The organism is Pontibacter virosus (assembly GCF_003096355.1).
In the GTDB taxonomy this organism is placed as follows: Bacteria; Bacteroidota; Bacteroidia; order Cytophagales; family Hymenobacteraceae; genus Pontibacter; species Pontibacter virosus.
In genome coordinates this window covers 15,420-34,522 of record NZ_QEKI01000015.1, presented here as the reverse complement: position 1 = coordinate 34,522, position 19,103 = coordinate 15,420, and the positions used below count along the sequence as shown (strand labels likewise).

Annotated in this window: 14 protein-coding genes; all 14 read left to right on the top strand. The window is 40.5% G+C overall.

What is annotated here, in order from left to right; all coding sequences use genetic code 11:
- Window positions 1–309 precede the first annotated feature (309 nt).
- The 14 genes from C8E01_RS17465 (at window position 310) to C8E01_RS17400 (ending at window position 18,988) form a co-directional block, all read left to right on the top strand.
- On the top strand, window positions 310–1,293 hold the full coding sequence (locus tag C8E01_RS17465; protein ID WP_207774910.1) for an NAD-dependent epimerase/dehydratase family protein: 984 nt from the start codon (window positions 310–312) through the stop codon (window positions 1,291–1,293).
- Window positions 1,290–2,435 (top strand): DegT/DnrJ/EryC1/StrS family aminotransferase, encoded by a 1,146-nt coding sequence (locus C8E01_RS17460; protein WP_116544751.1) that lies wholly within the window; start codon window positions 1,290–1,292, stop codon window positions 2,433–2,435. Before C8E01_RS17465 ends, C8E01_RS17460 begins: the two co-directional genes overlap by 4 nt.
- A 399-nt stretch (window positions 2,436–2,834) precedes the next feature.
- Window positions 2,835–3,530 (top strand): polysaccharide biosynthesis/export family protein, encoded by a 696-nt coding sequence (locus tag C8E01_RS17455; RefSeq protein ID WP_243409661.1) that lies wholly within the window; start codon window positions 2,835–2,837, stop codon window positions 3,528–3,530.
- Between the two features lie 12 nt (window positions 3,531–3,542).
- Window positions 3,543–5,885, top strand: coding sequence for a GumC family protein (locus tag C8E01_RS17450; protein WP_116544749.1), 2,343 nt, complete (start codon window positions 3,543–3,545; stop codon window positions 5,883–5,885).
- A 196-nt stretch (window positions 5,886–6,081) separates the two neighbouring features.
- Complete coding sequence (locus C8E01_RS17445; RefSeq protein WP_243409659.1) at window positions 6,082–7,197, top strand: MATE family efflux transporter; 1,116 nt, start codon at window positions 6,082–6,084, stop codon at window positions 7,195–7,197.
- Window positions 7,198–7,234: 37 nt separating this feature from the next.
- Window positions 7,235–8,182: a hypothetical protein gene (locus C8E01_RS17440; protein ID WP_116544747.1), complete on the top strand. Its 948-nt coding sequence runs from the start codon at window positions 7,235–7,237 to the stop codon at window positions 8,180–8,182.
- 45 nt (window positions 8,183–8,227) lie between these two features.
- On the top strand, window positions 8,228–10,045 hold the full coding sequence (locus C8E01_RS17435; protein WP_116544746.1) for a glycosyltransferase: 1,818 nt from the start codon (window positions 8,228–8,230) through the stop codon (window positions 10,043–10,045).
- Window positions 10,046–10,696: 651 nt separating this feature from the next.
- On the top strand, window positions 10,697–11,899 hold the full coding sequence (locus C8E01_RS17430; protein ID WP_116544745.1) for a glycosyltransferase: 1,203 nt from the start codon (window positions 10,697–10,699) through the stop codon (window positions 11,897–11,899).
- 4 nt (window positions 11,900–11,903) lie between these two features.
- Window positions 11,904–12,803, top strand: coding sequence for a glycosyltransferase family 2 protein (locus C8E01_RS17425; protein WP_116544744.1), 900 nt, complete (start codon window positions 11,904–11,906; stop codon window positions 12,801–12,803).
- Window positions 12,804–12,967: 164 nt separating this feature from the next.
- Window positions 12,968–14,131 carry a glycosyltransferase family 4 protein gene (locus C8E01_RS17420; protein ID WP_116544743.1) on the top strand — a complete coding sequence of 388 codons (1,164 nt, stop codon included), beginning with the start codon at window positions 12,968–12,970 and terminating at the stop codon, window positions 14,129–14,131.
- 68 nt (window positions 14,132–14,199) lie between these two features.
- On the top strand, window positions 14,200–15,480 hold the full coding sequence (locus C8E01_RS17415) for a glycosyltransferase family 4 protein (protein ID WP_243409658.1): 1,281 nt from the start codon (window positions 14,200–14,202) through the stop codon (window positions 15,478–15,480).
- A gap of 25 nt (window positions 15,481–15,505) precedes the next feature.
- A complete protein-coding gene (locus C8E01_RS17410) occupies window positions 15,506–16,825 on the top strand; it encodes a hypothetical protein (protein ID WP_116544741.1) in 1,320 nt (439 codons plus the stop codon).
- A 31-nt stretch (window positions 16,826–16,856) separates the two neighbouring features.
- Window positions 16,857–17,738: a glycosyltransferase family 8 protein gene (locus tag C8E01_RS17405; protein ID WP_116544740.1), complete on the top strand. Its 882-nt coding sequence runs from the start codon at window positions 16,857–16,859 to the stop codon at window positions 17,736–17,738.
- 83 nt (window positions 17,739–17,821) lie between these two features.
- Complete coding sequence (locus C8E01_RS17400) at window positions 17,822–18,988, top strand: glycosyltransferase (protein WP_116544739.1); 1,167 nt, start codon at window positions 17,822–17,824, stop codon at window positions 18,986–18,988.
- Window positions 18,989–19,103 lie beyond the last annotated feature (115 nt).

Below are 19,103 nucleotides of genomic sequence, written 5' to 3'. Positions count from 1 at the left end.
ATATGACAGAGGTATCCAGTATAGAAAATTTATTTTCCTCTGTCTACGCCTCGCTGATGAATAAATACGCTGTTACTAACTTACCGAAAAAGGGCTTTAATATTGTCAAATTCAGCAGGAATGAGAAGGGTTTCCTGACTAAAAATGTAGAGAATAACCTCTCCATCTTCATCCAAATTTTACGTCTGGACTACAAGCAGACAGGCATTAACTATGACCAGAAAGACAGGTTATCAATAATGCTCTTCTTAATTGGTTTTATACTCATCATCAGTGACATCCTCATCTTTAGACTAAACAACTCAGCCCATGCATAACAAGATACAGAACAGCGTCATCCTAATAACCGGAGGAGCAGGATTCATAGGTTCTTACGTAGTGGAGGAATTGCTGAAAAACAACCCTGCAAAAATTATTATTCTGGATAATCTCATACGCGGCAGCTTTGACAATATGGGTTCTTTCATCGGAAATCCAATAGTAGAGTTTGCTGAAGGGGACATTAGAGACATGGCGCTGTTGGAAAAATGCATCGCAGGCACTGACTATGTCTTCCACATGGCAGCCTTACGCATCAATGCTTGTGCTTCTAACCCAAGAGAGGGTTTTGATGTGATGCTGAAATCGACTTTTGAGCTGGTTGAACTATGCGTGAAGCATAAGGTTAAGAAGGTGATTTATAGCTCCAGTGCCTCTGTGTATGGACTAGCCCAGCACTTCCCTACTCCCGAGACAGATAATCCATATGATAACCAGACCTTTTATGGTGGAGCAAAGATGTGGGGGGAGCAACTGTTCCGGAGTTTTAAATTCATGTATGACTTAGATTACGTGGCACTCCGCTACTTTAATGTATATGGAGCCCGAATGGATACTGATGGCAAATACACAGAAGTGATGATTCGTTGGCTGGACTGCATACGTGATGGCCATGTACCACTCATTTACGGGGACGGCAGTACCTCTATGGACTTTGTGTATGTCAAGGATGTGGCGAAAGCCAACGTCGCCGCTTTAAGCTCCGATGTGACAGACGAGGTGTTCAACATAGGCAACTGTGAAGAAACGAGTTTGAAGCAGTTGTTGGAGATGCTGCTGAAAGTAAACAATTCGTCACTCATACCTGAGTTCAGGGAAGAGAAAACAGTGAATCCTGTCAGTAGGCGATTGGCTGACAACAGCAAGGCAAAGGACATGCTGGACTTTGAGCCAACCATTAATCTAGAAGAAGGATTGATTGAACTGAGTCGGTGGTATTTTGAAAAGAAAAAAGCAACAGCACTTAGCTTATGATCCCTATCGCAAAACCTTTTCTTACAGAGGAGGAAGCCCAGGCGGCTTATGACACCATCTTGACGGGTTGGATAACCCAAGGACCGAGGGTGCAGGAATTTGAAGAAAAATTCGCTGCTTATACTGGTGCTAAGTATGCTGTGGCAGTATCAAACTGCACCACAGCGCTGCATTTGTCAATGATTGTGGCAGGTATAGGACCAGGGGATGAGGTAATCTGCCCATCTATGAGTTATATAGCCACTGCTAACTCAATAAAGTATGTGGGTGCTACTCCTGTCTTTGCTGAGGTTCAGCCAGAAACGTATAATCTTGACATCGCTGACGTTGAGAAAAGGATAACAAAAAGAACCAAGGCTATCCTGCTGGTACATCAGATAGGTATGCCTGCAGATATCGATGCCTTTCAGGAACTCTGCGATAGGTATGGACTGAGACTGATTGAAGATGCTGCATGTGCTGCCGGCTCTGCTTACAAAGGCAAGAAGATTGGGTCACATTCAGATATCGTATGCTTTTCGTTTCATCCACGAAAAGTGATTTCAACTGGGGATGGGGGGATGATCACAACCAACAGCCAGGATCACTTCGAAAGGCTGAAGCTTTTGCGGCAGCATGGTATGTCTGTGAATGACAGGGTGCGCCACGAGTCAGTCAAGATGATTTTTGAAGACCACATAGAAATTGGTTATAACTATCGTATGACTGACATACAGGCGGCTGTGGGTATAAAGCAACTGGAAAAGCTGGACTGGATAGTGGAGGAGCGAAGAAAAGTCGCCGCAGCCTATATAGCGGCATTCCAAGACATTGACTGTGTTCGTCTGCCACTTGAGAAGAATGGGTACTTTAGCAACTACCAGTCTTTTAGTATTTATCTAAAGCAAAACTGCCTGGTAGAAAGGAATACGTTGATGCAGGAATTGCTGCAAAGAGGGGTTGCGACTAGGCGAGGAATCATGACGTCCCATCGGGAAACTGCTTATAAGAACCTGATGCCAAACATAGAACTTCCTATATCTCAGGACTTGCAAGACAGATCTATAATATTACCTCTTTTCGTTCCGATGACTTCAGAAGAAGTAGAAACAGTAAGTAATCATTTTGCTCAAACCGTTACAGCGGCTTCTATCTGCTCTTAAAACTACTTTGGTTTAACATTAATCACTAGAATCCTTTGGTATATAGTCTTGCCCTGCCTACCAATGACTCAAAAGTAATAGCATGAATTTAGGAGTATAACATAAGTTGTTATTGTGATATAATTTTAATTTCCTTGATTTTAAAAGGTATATAAATCAGCTGTTTTGGTCTGATAAATAACATAAGAAAGAATCTTTAACTGTGACAAATATTTTACATCAGGATATATAGTTCAATTTGTGATTTAATTGCAAATTTTTATGTATATTTTATTATTTATTCACGTATAAGAATAAATATCTCCGAACTTGTAAAACATGGTTAGTAGAGCCCTTTACTTATGTTGCATAGTCTTATTCGTTTCATGTTCTCAAAGAAACTTAACTTATTTAAGTGATTTGCCAGAAAAAGAAACGGATGTGAAGGTAATTTCAAATGATGTTGAGTTAACAATCCAGCCGAATGATATGCTGGACATTTCCATAACTAGCCTAAGCCCCGAATCGAATGTACTTTTTAACAGTGGCGTAATTCAGGTGGGAGGTGGGGCTAGTAGTTCCTCTACAGGTAAAACCTCAGGATATCTTGTAGATAGAAATGGGTACGTGCTGATTCCGGTGATAGGTAAAGTTCGCATAGCGGGTTTAACAAAACAGGAAGCTATAAATGACTTGGCTTTAAGGCTTGGCAAGTATGCTAGAGATCCGATTGTCGACATCAAGTTCATGAATTTCAAAATTACTGTCATCGGGGAGGTCAATACGCCTTCCACGTTCAATGTGACAAGCGATAGAATAAATGTGCTGGAAGCCCTTGGACTTGCAGGTGATATGACACCTTATGGGAAAAGGGAAAACGTATTGATAATCAGAGAACAATCGGGCGAACGAATCACAACACGCATCGACTTGAATAAGAAGGAAGTGCTGAATTCTCCCTTTTTCTATTTGCAACAAAATGATATCGTTTATGTGGAGCCGGACAAAGTGAAGGCAATTCAAGTAAGCCCTGGGAGAAGTAATGTACAATATGGCTTGTCTATAGGTCTGGCTTTGGTTTCGGTAGTCACACTTTTAGTGTCACAGGTTTTTTAGTTGTAGAGAGATATGAGAGAAAAAGAGCTTTTTCCACTAAAATCAGAACAGCCTGAGCCAAAAGATATTAAGGAAATCCTAGGCAAGTACCTTAGGTACTGGTATCTGTTTTTGTTTGGAGGTGTGCTTGGAATTGGCGGTGCATACTTCTATTGCCTGTATTATACCATCCCTCAGTATAGTATAAGCAGTACCATACTCTTGAAAGGGAACCAGGAGGAATCTGATGGTGGAGGCTTTGGGGATTTTAGCATTATGAGGACTTCCAATAATATCAATAACGAAATTGAAGTACTGTATGCCTTGAGCCTTATGCAGCGTGTAGTACGTGAACTAGACCTATCTACGAGCTATTGGGTGGAAGGAACCGCGAAAAGCATGGAGATATATGGAAAGGATGTACCTATCAAAGTGATTGTTAGCCAGTTTGATTCGAGTAGTTTCGGAAAATCAATTTTCATACATCTGACCCCTGAGGGGGGGTTTATTTTAGAGGAGGGTGAAGGAGAGCGAGCAAAGCTTAGGTTTGGGCAGCAAGTAAAAAGGCCATATGGCATATTTACGGTGGTGGTTGCCACAGGGGTAGCCACTTCTGAAGTGCCTGTTGGACAGAAAATACAAGTGGTTTTCCATGACTTAAAGAAAGTAGCACAGCATTATAATTGGAGTATGGTAATAAATCCCAAAAGAGAAGACACCAATGTGCTGAGAATAAGTCTGTCAGACCCAGTTCCCGAAAAAGGAAAAAACATAATTAACAAGTTGGTTGAAGTGTATAACAAGGAAGCAATAGAGTACAAAAATCTGCAAGCTTCCAGTACTATAGAGTTTTTGGATGAGCGGCTTAAATACCTCACCACAGAGCTTTCAGATGTCGAAAAGGATGTGGAAAAATATAAGCGCGATAATAAGTTAACGGATGTGAACACGCAGGCCTCGCAGTATATGGAGCAGGCTAGCGGGTACAACAGTAAGTTGTCAGATTGGGCCATTCAAATAGAGATTTTGGAGTCGATTGAAGATTACCTGAACAGCAGCAACAACCAGTATAAAATGGTGCCTAGTACGCTAACCATTCAGGACCCGACTCTGACAGGGCTAATCGCGAAATTTAATGAGTTGCAACTTGAGAGAGAGCGTCTGCTTAAGAATGCCTTTCCGGATAATCCCTTAGTTCAGAACGTTACAGAACAGCTAAACGATTTGAGGGGAAACATAACAGAGAACCTGAGAAATATCAAAAAGAGTCTCATCATCACCAGCAATAATCTAAGAGCATCCTCAGGGCAATTCGAATCCAAAATCAGTAAAGTGCCTTCTATGGAGCGGGAGCTGTTGGAAATCAACCGACAGCAGGCCATAAAGCAAAACCTATACCTATACCTGCTTCAAAAGCGAGAAGAATCTGCCCTGTCTTTAGCTGCCAATATCTCCAATAGCCGAATCATTGATCCCGCTATTGCAACTGACAACCCTATCAGCCCTGATAAGCAGACCTTCTACTTGCTGGGCTTGATGCTTGGATTGGGGATACCTTTTGCAGGAATTTTTTTAAAAGGGTTGCTTGATACCAAAGTGCAAACCCAACAAGAAGTAGAGCAATTGACGTCGACTCCTATTTTGGGTGAGATTTTGCACAACAGTTCTCCGGATACGCTGGTGGTGTCTACCAACAGCCACTCTCCGATTGTAGAGATGTTTCGCCTCATCAGAGCGAAACTGCAATTCGCTGCTGTTGACAAGGAGAACAAAACAATACTGGTCACATCTAGCATGAGCGGTGAAGGAAAGACATTCTTTACTATAAATTTAGGGGCAGCTCTGGCCTTATCCGGTAAACGAGTGGTTTTACTGGAATTGGATTTGAGAAACCCAAGAATTACTGAAGAGTTAGGCCTGATGAATGCGTGCGGACTATCTGATTTTATTATCTCAAAAGAATTGGGGATAGCTGACATACTGAAGCCATGCGAATTTGATTCTAATCTCTTTATAATCAGTTCAGGTCCTATTCCTCCCAACCCGGCAGAACTTATCATGTCTTCCAAATTAACTCATCTGATAGAGGAGTTGAAGAAAAGCTTTGATCATATCATTATCGATACTGCTCCTATAGGTCAGGTGGCCGACGCGTTCAGTTTGAACGCTGTGGCTGATTCAACTATCTACATTGTCCGCTACGCCTATACTTTAAAAAAGCAACTTAAAATCATTGATAGTATCTACAGGGGCAAAGAGCTGAAAAACCCAGTGATAGTATTGAACGACGCTAAGGATGGCATTGGCAGCTACGGCTACGGCTATGGTATAAAAGAAATCAAAAGGAAGGGTCTTCGCAAATTGAAGAGTGCTTGAGGCTGCTATACTGGAAGAGTAAATGAAGGTGTTGGTACAGAGAATATATGAGAACAACAAGTTAGCAAGAGCACGTGAATGGGCTCGGCTGCTTACCTTCACAGGTACATTGCAGGTGCTTATCCAAGCACTAGGGTTTACCTGTGGCATACTTGTTATCCGAATATTGCCAACGCAAGAGTACGCGCTCTATACCTTGGCCAACACGATGCTGGGCACCATGATTGTATTGGCGGACGGAGGTATAGCCAATAGCGTTATGGCGCAAGGAGGCAAGGTGTGGAGAGATAGGGATAAGTTAGGGACGGTGCTGGCAACTGGTTACGATCTCCGAAAAAAATTTGCCATAGGCAGTTTACTGATTGCGGTTCCTGTCCTGCTGTATCTGCTGAGGCACCACCAGGCCAGTTGGCTTATGTCGTGCCTTGTAGTTCTGTCGCTCATCCCAGCTTTTTTTACAGCTTTGTCTGGTAATTTACTGGCTGTAGGTCCTGTATTGCACCAAGCCATATTACCGCTCAAGAAAAATGAGATCATAGCAAGCGCAGCCCGATTGGTTCTTCTAGTGGTAACTCTATTTATATTTCCCTGGGCATTTGTGGCCGTGCTTATTGCAGGTATACCTCAGGTGTGGGTAAATATACGGATCAGAAAAATGACGAATCAGTTTGCAGATTGGAGCAAACAACCCGATAAGGAGGTTCGTGATAACATCTTGGCTTTTGTGAAACGAATAATCCCAGGGTCTATTTACTACAGTGTATCAGGGCAATTGACTGTTTGGCTTGTGTCGATTTTTGGGAGCACAATAGCGTTAGCACAGATAGGTGCTCTTGGCCGTTTATCTATGATACTGGGCTTCGTTAGTGCTTTGTTTGGTACTCTTATAGTGCCTCGTTTTGCAAGGTTAGAAGCCTGTAAGAAAATGCTCTTGAGCAGGTTTTTGCAGTTACATGGTGGGTTATTGATTTTCTTCATGACAATCCTTTTGGCTACTTCGGCTTTCCCTGAAGAATTACTATTTATTTTGGGTAGTAGCTACGCAGGCTTAAGCAAAGAACTTGTGCTGAGTGTGGCTGTAAGTTGCAGCAGCTTAGCAGCAGGTTTTCTTTTCTCCATAGCGGCAAGTAGAAACTGGGCTATCAATCCTTTAGTCTCTATACCATTAACCCTAGTGGCAATCGTATCTAGTCTTTTGTTGATAGACATATCTACATTGGCTGGAGTGCTCAAGTTTAATCTGTTTGTGTCAGCATCTGAGGTTGTAATGTATTTCACTTATTGTGTATTAAAAATAAATAAAATACAATAGTTCTTACTTGAGTTTAATGAAAATGAAATTTTAAAATATGGCAGCTTCAGTATGTACGCTTTTCGAAAAACACTTTCACAAAGGTGTGCCTGGGCTTATTAATTCGCTTTACAAGAATGGTTTCCGGGGAGACTTTTATGCTGGTTATCGAGGACCGCTGCCAAAATGGTCAGAAAATGCAACTGATAATCCCGATTTAGGCTGGGCTGGTGCTAAAACAATGCGTGTGGCCAATGATTTATGCCTTCATTTTATTCCGGTTACAACAGAATACCACCTGGCACATTATAAGCCAGCTTTTATGCTCAATTTATTCAAGGGACCGGCTAAAGCTGTCGATGCTCTCGCTTACTTTGACCCTGATATTGTAAATCTTTGCCGGTGGGGCTTTTATGAAAAATGGATGTCTTACGGAGTCGCCATGGTGCATGAGGTTGTAAGTAATGACATGCCTGCCACGCACCCCAGCAGGATGGAATGGTACCACATCATCAAAAAAATAAATAGGCAGCCCCAGCGCATGATTAACTCTTACATCAATGCCGGTTTTTGTGGTGTAGCTGCTGCAAATAAGGAATTTTTAAAGGTATGGATCCAAGTAATTGAAGTGGCCATTAAAGAGTACAATATGGATGCAGCTACATTCATAGAATATGACAGAACATCTGCTTTTTATTCCATTGACCAAGATGCCTTTAATATTGCAGCCATGTGTTGTGATTCGCCTATTAGCGAAATGGGACCGGAGGCAATGGGCTTTGTCAATTCTGGTTGGACTATGTCTCATTCTACTGGATCGCCCAAGCCTTGGACGAATAAGTTTATTCTATCGGCGCTGAAGGGTAACCCTCCCAGCAGACCCCACAAGGATTACTGGAGTAACATAAGTGAGCCCATAAGCCTGTACAGCAGTTCCTATGTCAGTTTAAAGAAGTTGGAAATAATATTGGCTTCGCTTATAGGAAGATTCTACAGTAGAAATTAAGTCTCATTATTATTGAATGTAGACTCTATACATGATTTATATACAATGATTGCTAAACCAAAACTTATATACTTTCAATGGGATCACTCATGCCTTCCAAAGTTTATTCAGTTGCATATGCAGCTTCATGTTAAATGCCTGTCAGAGTTTTTTGAAGTTGTCTTAATAAACAAAGACTGCAATTTTAAGAAGGTTTGTGATTTATATGAACCTGATCTTGTACTTTTTGAAAGTGGTTTCAGGTCTAAACTATCAAGAAAATTGCTTGTAAAAGAAACCTCATCTTATACTGAAATACCTAGGTTAGGTTTACATAACGGAGATTCATGGTGCGATTGCCGTGTTGGTTTTATTTCTGATATGGAACATTGGGGGATTGAAACTTTCTTTACTATTTGTACAACTACAGCAGAGCATACCCCAAGTATAGCTGATAATCTATTTGTCTGGCCAAACTTTATAGATAGTCATATTTTTAAGGATTATGGTGTAGAGAAGAATACCCCGATTCTTTATACTGGGACTATAAATCCACTATATCCTTGGAGGCAAAAAATTCATGATATAACAGTGAATCGATTTCCATCAGTTGTGCACCAGCATACTGGGTACAACAGGCAGTCTGCATTGATGATTTATGGTGAAAAGTATGCACGCTCTATCAATACATCTTGGTTTGTACCTGCCTGTGGTTCTGTTGCTAAAGAGGTTGTACGTAAACACTTTGAGATTCCTGGGGCTAAATCTTGCCTTTTAACTGAAAAGTCATCTAGTCTTGAAGCCGCAGGATTTGTGGATATGCAAAACTGTGTTTTTGTAGATGAAACAGATGTTTTAGATAAGCTTAATTATCTTTTTTCTAATACTGATGTGTTAAAAAGAATAACAGCTGCTGGTTATGAACTTGTACATTCTAACCATACTTTTAAACAGAGAAATCAAATTCTACAATGGTATCATCTAGCAAAAAATTTAAAATCTGATGAAAAAATTAAACAGAATAATCCATTTGGAAATCTTTCATTAGTTAAAACATCTTCAAATACTAATAGGAAATATACTACTGGTAATGGTGTTCATTTGAAACTTATATATGAGGGCGATAGATATTTGGCAAAGAAGAATTACAATGAAGCAGAGGCTAAATATTTAGAATGCCTTAAATATATCTTTTGGATGTGTGAGCCTAAATTGAAGTTGGCAATTTGTTTTTTAAATAAAGGTGAGGAATTAGAAGCATTGAAATGGCTAATCGCTTTGAATAAACAAAACCTAGGTACGTATAGTAGAGCATTTAGTCCTGATCCTATTGAGTGGGCATACTTGATAAAAGCGTTTCTCTGTAATGGTAAAGTAGATGAAGCTTTAATACGATCTAAACAATTCCACACAATTTCCCACCCTGAGTTAAATCGTACAAGATTAATTTTAAATTATTTGACTAAAACAAAAATCAATAAATCTGATACAAATAATTACAAAAATGTAAAACACAACAATAGTATCCATCAGCTTCCACATTTAGATATAACAAACTGGCTTAAAGATTTTCATTCCATATTTATCGCTTGTCACCAATTGGATCTGGCAGAGAAAATATACGAACTGATAAGAATGGATATAGTAGATGAAGAAGAGTTATCAAGAATAATTGTTTATCCTAAATCAGGTTTAAAGATAGCTATTCTCAATATTAGAGTAACTGTTATACAAAAGCTTAATAGCTTCTCAAATCGTTATTATTATAAGCACTTGTATTGGTACTTCTTATATAAATTACCATATAAATATTTTTTGCAACAGTATTCAAATCTTATAAATGTTAAGAAGCAAATTATACACCTTTTAAAACCTTCGAAATGAATTTGATTTTTTTTGCGTACGTTCTTTTTTAATCTGGCTTATAATGAAATAGATATCCCGAATGCAATAAGGCAAAAATGTTTAAGCTTTTACGAGTGAAAGGAGGTTTTGCATACAGAGTACAGAGAGTTGGCTCAACTACGGGCTTGATGAGCAGCAAGAATATGTAAACCTGACGAGGGCTTCCAAATTCATCAGGTGCCCTGCAGACTAGGCACCCGTTAATTTTAGAATACATGAAAGTATGGCAATGGGTAAGTGCCCGGTTATACTAGCTGAAAGATTGTGGATCCAAAGGCACCCGAGTGGCAGAAGTTTGCATTGTTTTTTCCGGTGAAGAAGCTGAAGGACTTGCCTAAGTTTCTCTTGGAACATGAGCCATTGGCAGAGCCACTTGGGAGGCAGGCTCTGTTGTCTTGTCAAACATACTTTAGAGCCGGAACCATCACAAATACTACACTGATACCTTGTTGGCACTAATTCGGACAGCCTTTAAAATATTAAAAGAGGCAGCTTTAAGAAGATGGAGGTCATTTCCCCTTTACTAGAATAATAAATGGACAATGCCTCAAAGAGTTTGGAATAGATTCAATAAGAGTAAAAGTATGATACATAAAATATGTATCCAATAAATGATTAGTCGATACAGGTATGAAAATATTATTTGTATGTGGTTCAATAGAGCCGGGACGCGATGGTGTGGGTGACTATACGATGAAGCTGGCTGCTGAGTTAAGTCGTCAAGGGAACTTGTGTTCTGTCGTTGCCATCAACGATTGTCATGTTCTAACGGAATTTAGCGGGTATTATAATATTGATAGTATTAAGATGCCGGTTCTGAGGCTGCCTACCAAATGGCCTAATAAGCAGAGATACCATAGTGCTAGCGTATGGATTGAAAAGCAAGACCCGGATTGGGTAAGTCTTCAGTTTGTGATATATGCATTTAGACCTAATGGCTTACCCTTTGGTATTAGTACCGAAATGAACAAAATGCTAGCTGGAAGGAAATTACATATTATGTTTCATGAGCTATGGATTGGCATAGAGCGGAGTAGGTTGATTAAAACATTTATTACTTCTACAGTGCAAAAGGGGATTATAAAGCACTTGTTGACAACAATTAAGCCTTCAATCATACATACAAGTTTACCCTACTTTCAGCAAAGATTAGCCGATTTGGGTCATCATGGTAAATTATTACAAGTATTTTCGAATATCGATAGATATGAAAAAAATAATAAGTCTGAAAATAGTTGCTTGTTTAGAATCGGTATATTTAGTCAAATTGAAATATATAGCAGCGTTGTTTTATTCTTAAGAGCCTTAAAAGAACAGGCTGACACTTCGGGAATAAAGTTTGAAATATTTCTCTTAGGAGGAATAGAAGCTCATATGAAAGCAAAAGCCATCCAACTGCGAGAGCAGCTTGGTGATGGTTATAATGTTCTTGTCACGGGTTATTTAGCGCCTCCTGCGCTATCAAAGGCTCTCCATAGTTGTACACTTGGCTTAACTTCTGTACCGCGTCATTGCCTTGGAAAAAGTGGTTCAGTAGCAGCATTTATCGCACATGGAATTCCAGTAGCTGCTCCACACTTCCTTACAAATCAGGGCCCATATAAAATTGGTTTTTCTTCAAGCAATCTATGTAATGCAATTATACTTGAACCTGCTTTAGAGCACATCTATCTTTTAAAAAAAAATATACTTCATACGGCTAACATGATAGAAGTGCCTGCAGTTGCAAAAAAGTTTATATCAGATTTAAAAGAGCAATATGAATCTAGAACCAGACATAGCGATAATCATCAATTCATTCAATCGATTGTCCCTGCTAAGAGAATCGGTTAAAGCCTTGGCAGACTGGATTCCTGCATCTCAATTCAGCTGGAGATGTGCAGTAATAGTATATGATGCAGGATCTGTTGATGGAAGCATAGAGTGGCTTATGGATGAGGCTCAAAAATCAAGACTGACACTTCAGGTTTTACTGCCAGAACCAGGAGAAGACACCTCTTTTGCTGCCGGCTTGAATAAATGCGTAAATTATGCTGTTCAGTTATATCCTTCAATTGATTATTTGTTGTTCTATGAAACTGATAATCAGATTTTAGAGCCTAAACCTCTTTTAGATGCCTTAAAGCAATTGGAGAGCAGGGCTGAATTGGCTGCTTGTGGTTTTACGGTAAGGTTACACAATGGGCTTCCTGCTGGTGTTGGACAGCCATTTCCGAGCCTAACCAATTTTATAATTGGGAAAAACTTGGTTGACAAATTCCAACTTGAGCGCATTCCATACATGTGGGATGATACATTAGAAGGCAGCAGCTTTAGTGAAGTGGATGTTGTATATACAAGCCCACTTCTTGTTAAACTGGATGCATGGAAAGAATCAGGTGGTCTTGATGTACATATGTTTCCCTTCGCTGACTGTGATGTAGATTGGGCTCGAAGGCTATATAAGCTAGGATGGAGAATGGGCGTAATCAAGTCTAATAGCGTCATTCATGATAACCTAAATTTTCTGTCGGCCTGGTCTATGACACGTGCTGTGCAGAATCATCGTGGTAGGCTAAGGTATTTTAAGCGACATCGTCCAGTTGGTATTATTTTAGTGTGGCCAGTTCTTTTAATTCTTCGTCACTTCTTAGAATTTACTTTTGTGAAAATTTCGGTTAGAGACCAATTAATACGTAATCGACTTCTAGGTCAATTTTCCTGCCTTCTTAAATCATCTATAAGAGGTTATGAGTGATTAGTCTCTAACTACCATCCTTGGCTGCGATACAAACAGTAATAAGAAATGTGTTAAAACCTCTGTGCACTACTGTAAGCTAGTAAGGAACACATTTTTGACATTACTATACATGCTACCTTATTTAAGTAATAGCTGTTGACAACTCTTAAGTAGCCCCTCTTATGCTAAAAGTATTGCTTTACTCCCACTTTTTCTACCCATCAATCGGTGGTATTGAAACAGTTTCGTTGACTTTGGCTAAAGCTTTTGTGGAGAATGGACTTGAATGCTTTGTAGTCACTAAAAGTGATAATAATGTTGCTGATAACTTTTCCTTTCCTGTTGTAAGAAATCCTAACATACGGCAGCAGCTTGAGTTAGTACAATGGGCCGATGTGATTCTATGCAACGGTGCTAGTCTAGCTTTGCAGCCATGGCCCTTAGTGCTCAGGAAGCCAGTAATCTGGGTGCATACAGGTTACCAAGTGTCCTGCATAGATGGCTGCGGCTGGGTGGAAGGGGAAAGAGCGCCACTCGTTCCATTAGATTCAGTTGCCTATCACCTGAAGCGGGCCGGATGGAGAGCAGGTATGATAGGGGCAGCGAAGCTGTTCGTAAGAAGAGTTTTTGCAAAGCATATAGTATCAATGAACGTAGCAATCACCAAGTGGATGCTCCAAGCGCAGCCACTCCCTAAACAGGTTCACATTTACAACCCATTTCCGCTAGCAAACTTTAAAGATTTATACTCTAGTGTCCCAGAGTATGACTTTATATATTTGGGCCGCATAGTCAGCGAAAAAGGGGTGGGCACTTTGCTTCGTGCTTTTGCTACTGTAATCTGGAGTTTTAATAGTCCCTCAAGTCTATTAATAATAGGCGATGGTAATTGGCGGTCTAAAATGGAGCAGCTAGCTTATGATTTACAGATTGCCCCATATGTGGATTTCGTAGGAAAGAAACAAGGAAGGGAACTGACAGAATATGTGTCGAGCGGCCGTATCGCGATTGTACCCTCCGAGTGGTATGAGCCTATGGGTGGCGTGGCACTAGAACTGATGGCTGCCGGAAAAAACCTCATCGTGTCTGAACTGGGTGGCTTAAAAGAGATGATAGGCAGCTCCGATTTTACATTTCCTAATGGGGACTATGAGGCACTAGCTAAACGTATGCTCCAAATGCTTCTTGATGAAAACCTTAGGAATAATCAGTTACGGCTCTTGCAGGAAAATCTTGTCAACTTTACGCCTTCCCTTTTCATAAAAAAATACATAGAACTGCTACAAGAGGTAAGAAATAAATCTGTCATATCACGCCATAATAATAAAAATAAATATAAAGTTTAATTTTTTATACATATAATAATATTATACGTAAATTATTATCTACAATTGTGTATAATCTTTAGCTTTTTTTGGGACTTAAAATGTCGATTGTTGTTTCTCACCCCACTGGTAATGCAAATGTTAGAGCTGTTCTTTCTGCTTTGTATGCTGCAGAACTGCTGGCAGAGTTCAATACTACATTGGCATTCAACTCTGAAGCGGCTTGGCTCAAATACTTGCCACAGCAGGTGCGTAGTGAGTTTTTGAGGCGCACTTTTCCGGTTGCACATCACAAAGTCAAAACACATCCTGTTCTAGAGGCGATAAGACTAGGCTCTAAAAAAATAAATCTCTCCAGAGCTGTGCACCTACAAAAATGGGTGAGCACAGATTCAGTATACACAAGCTTCGACAAAGCTGTAGCCAGTCGTCTGACTGATTTGGTTGCTCGGTATGAAGTGAAGGCTGTGTATGCTTATGAAGATGGCGCACTTGCCACTTTTAAAAGAGCAAAAGTACTGGGGCTGAAGTGCGTGTATGACTTGCCCATTGCCTATTGGGAAACCAGCCGGAGACTTATGATGGAAGAGAAGGAGCGGTTGCCACAGTGGTCGGGTACTTTGGATGGCCTCAGTGACTCAGAGGAGAAACTGAACAGAAAAACGCAGGAAATGGAACTTGCCGACTTGGTGGTTACTCCTAGCCAGTTTGTACGTGACTCTTTGCCTCCTTGGAGTCTGGGCAAAGATATCACCATGTCTCCGTTTGGTTCTCCGGATGTACAGTTTTATAGGGGTAATATGGAGAAAAAGTGGGATAGAAATCTACCGTTAAGAGTGTTGTTTGTGGGTTCGATGACGCAGCGAAAGGGCTTAGGAGATTTGTTTGGGGCTCTTAAACTGCTCCGACATACCCCGATAGAGCTTATCGTGATGGGGTCGCTGCAAGCTTCGATGGATTTTTACAGAAAGGAATTACCCACATTCAACTATGAACCTTGTAGACCGCACCAGCAGGTATTGAAGCTTATGCAGTCTTGCGACTTGCTCTGTTTGCCTTCCATTGTGGAGGGTAGGGCTCTGGTGATGCAGGAAGCAATGAGTCAGGGCTTACCGCTTGTCATTACTCCCAATACTGGTGGTTCTGACCTAATTTTAGAAGGGGAAACAGGATTTTTGGTGCCAATTCAATCACCTGAGGCAATTGCAGAGAAACTAATGTGGTTTGTAAATAACCGCGCACTTATACCTGAAATGAGTAGAAAGACCAAAGAGCATGTCAAATCTTATACCTGGGACAGGTATGGAGATCGCATAGTTACCTCTTTGGATATTAACTCTTTTAATTCAGTAAGAACTTCACGCAGATAAAAGTAGATTTTCCCCTAGAACAAAAATGCTAGATACTGTTCCATATGCCGGTATAAAAAAAACAGCCGATGGTTCTCAACGGTTGCTAAAACAGGGTATATGGCTATACTTCCTTTTGCTACTTTTTGAGGGTGCTTTGCGCAAATGGTTTTTACCTGCCTTGGCGACTCCTTTACTCTTAGTAAGAGACCCCTTAGCACTATGGCTGGTCTTTGAAACCTGGAGAAGAGGCTTACTACCTGCTAACTTCCACATGGTTGGAATGGTAATGATTGGAATAATAGGGACATATACAGCTTTGGGTCTAGGGCATGGAAGTATGGCAGTGGCTGGTTATGGAGCAAGGATATTACTCCTTCACGTACCGCTCATATTTGTTATAGGTCGTATATTTAATCGTGAAGATGTTCTCAAGGTAGGCAAGGTGACGCTATGGATTGCAATTCCAATGGCTTTGTTGATTGGTTTACAATTTTTTAGTAATCAATCCGCCTGGGTTAATAGGGGAGTTGGTGGCGACGTGTCAGGTGCAGGTTTCAGCGGTGCGCTGGGCTATTTGCGTCCTCCCGGAACATTTTCATTTACTAACGGTACTACCTTGTTTTTCGCTTTTGTAGCTAGCTATGTGTGTTACTTTTGGTTGAACCCATTAGGGATTCATCGGACTATACTTATTGGTGCTACCATATGCCTATTAGTTGCGATACCACTCTCAATTAGTCGTGGCTTATTCTTTCATATTGGTGTATCTGTTTTTTTTGCACTTTTTGCAACATCCAGGAACCCACGGTATATGGGTAGGATGATTGCAGCTGTCATAGGTATAGGAGTTGTGTTAACTGTACTCGGCAATAACAGTTTTTTTCAGATTGCTACAAGCGCGTTCTCAGCTCGGTTTGAAACAGCCAATATGCAAGAAGGCGGTTTAGGAGGTGTTTTACTTGACAGATATTTAGGGGGTATGGTAGGGGCTCTTACTGAATCCTCTGAACAGCCTTTTTTTGGTTATGGTATAGGGATGGGTACAAATGTTGGCAGTATGTTGCTTACAGGAAAATTTACTTATCTTGTCTCTGAGGGGGAATGGGGCCGGCTGATAGGTGAACTTGGGCCTTTAATGGGCATAGGTGTTATTATTTTGCGGATCAGTTTGATAATCAAAGTAGGAAAAGCAAGTTTCAGAAGGTTATCTGAAGGTGATTTGCTGCCATGGATGATGCTAAGTTTCGGCATTATGGTTTTTCCACAAGGGCAATGGTCGCAACCTACCTCACTTGGCTTTTGCACTCTCAGTATTGGGTTGATAATTGCATCATTGCGGACTCTTTCATATGAGGAGAAGTAAAGTTAAGAGATTCTAATCAAAACTATCTTCCATGAATATTGCATTCTGTATAAATCGATTAGGATTAGTTGGACTTGGTGCAACCTTATCTTCTTTAATCAGGAATTGCTCAAATCAAAGTAGACTAAAGCTCTGGTTTGTTTGTGCAGACATGAAAGATAATGAAAAGCTCCAGATTGTAAAACTCCTAAAAATGGAGGGCTTTTCGGGGACTTATAGTTACGTTAATTATAATCCGAAACTTCATTTCGGTGCGTTTCCTTCACTACATGGTGACTGGACTGCATATGGACGTTTACTGCTCGCCAATCTATTAGAGGAAGACCAAGTACTTTATCTTGATTCCGATTTGATTGTGGAAGAAGATGTTCTAAAAGTAGAAGCATTTGATTTTGTTGGGCATATTTTAGCTGCAGTTGGTGGTGGTCAATTCAAATATACCCTAGGAAATAAGTTTTATATTAAAACAGTAGGTATGCCTCCGGAAGCTGAATATTTCAATTCTGGAGTTTTGTTGTTGAATTTGAAAGCTTGGAGGCAGGTTGATGTGTTTAGTAGATGTGTCGAAATAGCAAGAAAATATCCTGTGGAGCTGCCTTCCCATGATCAATCTCTCCTCAATATCATTTGCAGCGGAAACTTTGCAAAACTTCCACCATCATTTAACTGTGAATGGGAGGCTTATGAATCTGAACCACAGGTCGCTGATAAAATGATTTTGCATTTCATTGGCTCACCAAAGCCATGGGACCCTTTAGGATTTATCCTTCATAATGGTTACAGTAAGTGGTTGAAATATGCTGATAAGGAATGGTCTGCCTTTTTCCAACAAATTACTATTGCAGAGCTTGTCAGAGTGTGGCATATACGCAAATCTTATATTAGAACTGTGCTGAGAAAATTGAAAACATAACCAGCAACTTATCAATTACCTAGTTATGGTGCTTCTGTAATCAAGTTGTGAAGTTTCAAGAAATGGAAAGTAAAGCTTAGAAAATGCGTATTGTCTTTTTCTCACATCCAGCATTCATTGGATCTCAGAGCATGCCTCGCTTTACACGAATGTTGGCTGTGGGTATGGAGCAGCGTGGGCATGACATAGAGGTTTGGTCACCTAAGCCCATGTTTTATCGCATACCTGTGCCAGCTAGTATGCGAAAGTGGCTTGGGTATATAGACCAGTATGTAGTTTTCCCTGTTCTACTGCGCCACCGTCTAATCAAATGCTCTCCAGAAACATTGTTTGTATTAACAGACCAGGCGCTAGGACCATGGGTGCCTTTGGTTTCAAACAGATTTCACGTAATTCATTGCCACGATTTCATGGCACAACTATCAGCAATAGGTGAGATAGCAGAGAACCCTACCAGTTGGACAGGTTGTTACTACCAAGCTTATATCCGCCGGGGTTATTCCAGGGGGATGAACTTCATATGCGTCTCTAATAAAACACATACTGATTTACACAGATTACATCAAAACTGTCCAAGGATATCCGAGGTTGTGTACAATGGGTTTAATAGAGCTTTCAAACCATATGCCTCAACAGAGGCTCGTGCTAGACTAGGTGAAGAGGTTGGAATAAAATTGTCACAAGGTTATATTCTTCATGTGGGAGGAAATGAGTGGTACAAGAACCGCTTGGGAGTTATTGAAATATATAATGCCTGGCGACAAAACAGCCAGCGAACGGTGCCGCTGTTGATGGTTGGCCATGCACCCTCGTCAATTTTGCAGAAAGCTCATTCAGCATCTCCTTACAAAGAGGACATACACTGGATAAGCGGTTTAGGAGATGAGATGGTTTGTATTGCCTATTCTGGGGCAAATGTCCTGCTATTTCCATCCCTGGCAGAGGGATTTGGGTGGCCTATCGCTGAAGCAATGGCTTGTGGTTGTCCTGTCATCACGACTAATGAGGCGCCTATGACTGAAGTGGCAGGCGAAGCTGGGTTTTACATTCCGCGACGTCCTGTTAACAATCAATCAATCGAAAAATGGACTTTAGAAGCAGGTAAGGTAGTGGAAAAGATATTATTGCTAACACCTAGGGAACGAGAATCAGTTATCCAAAAAGGTGTTCTGAATATTGAAAGATTCGATGCCGGACTTACAATTGATAAAATCGAAACTATATACGAGAATATTATAGCTGCAACATAAAGCTGCATCTACACAATACATTATAGCAAATGAATTCGAGCTAATTATTTGCCATAATTTTATAAAATTATAAACTATATCATACAACCTAAGTATAAATTATATAAATGATTTT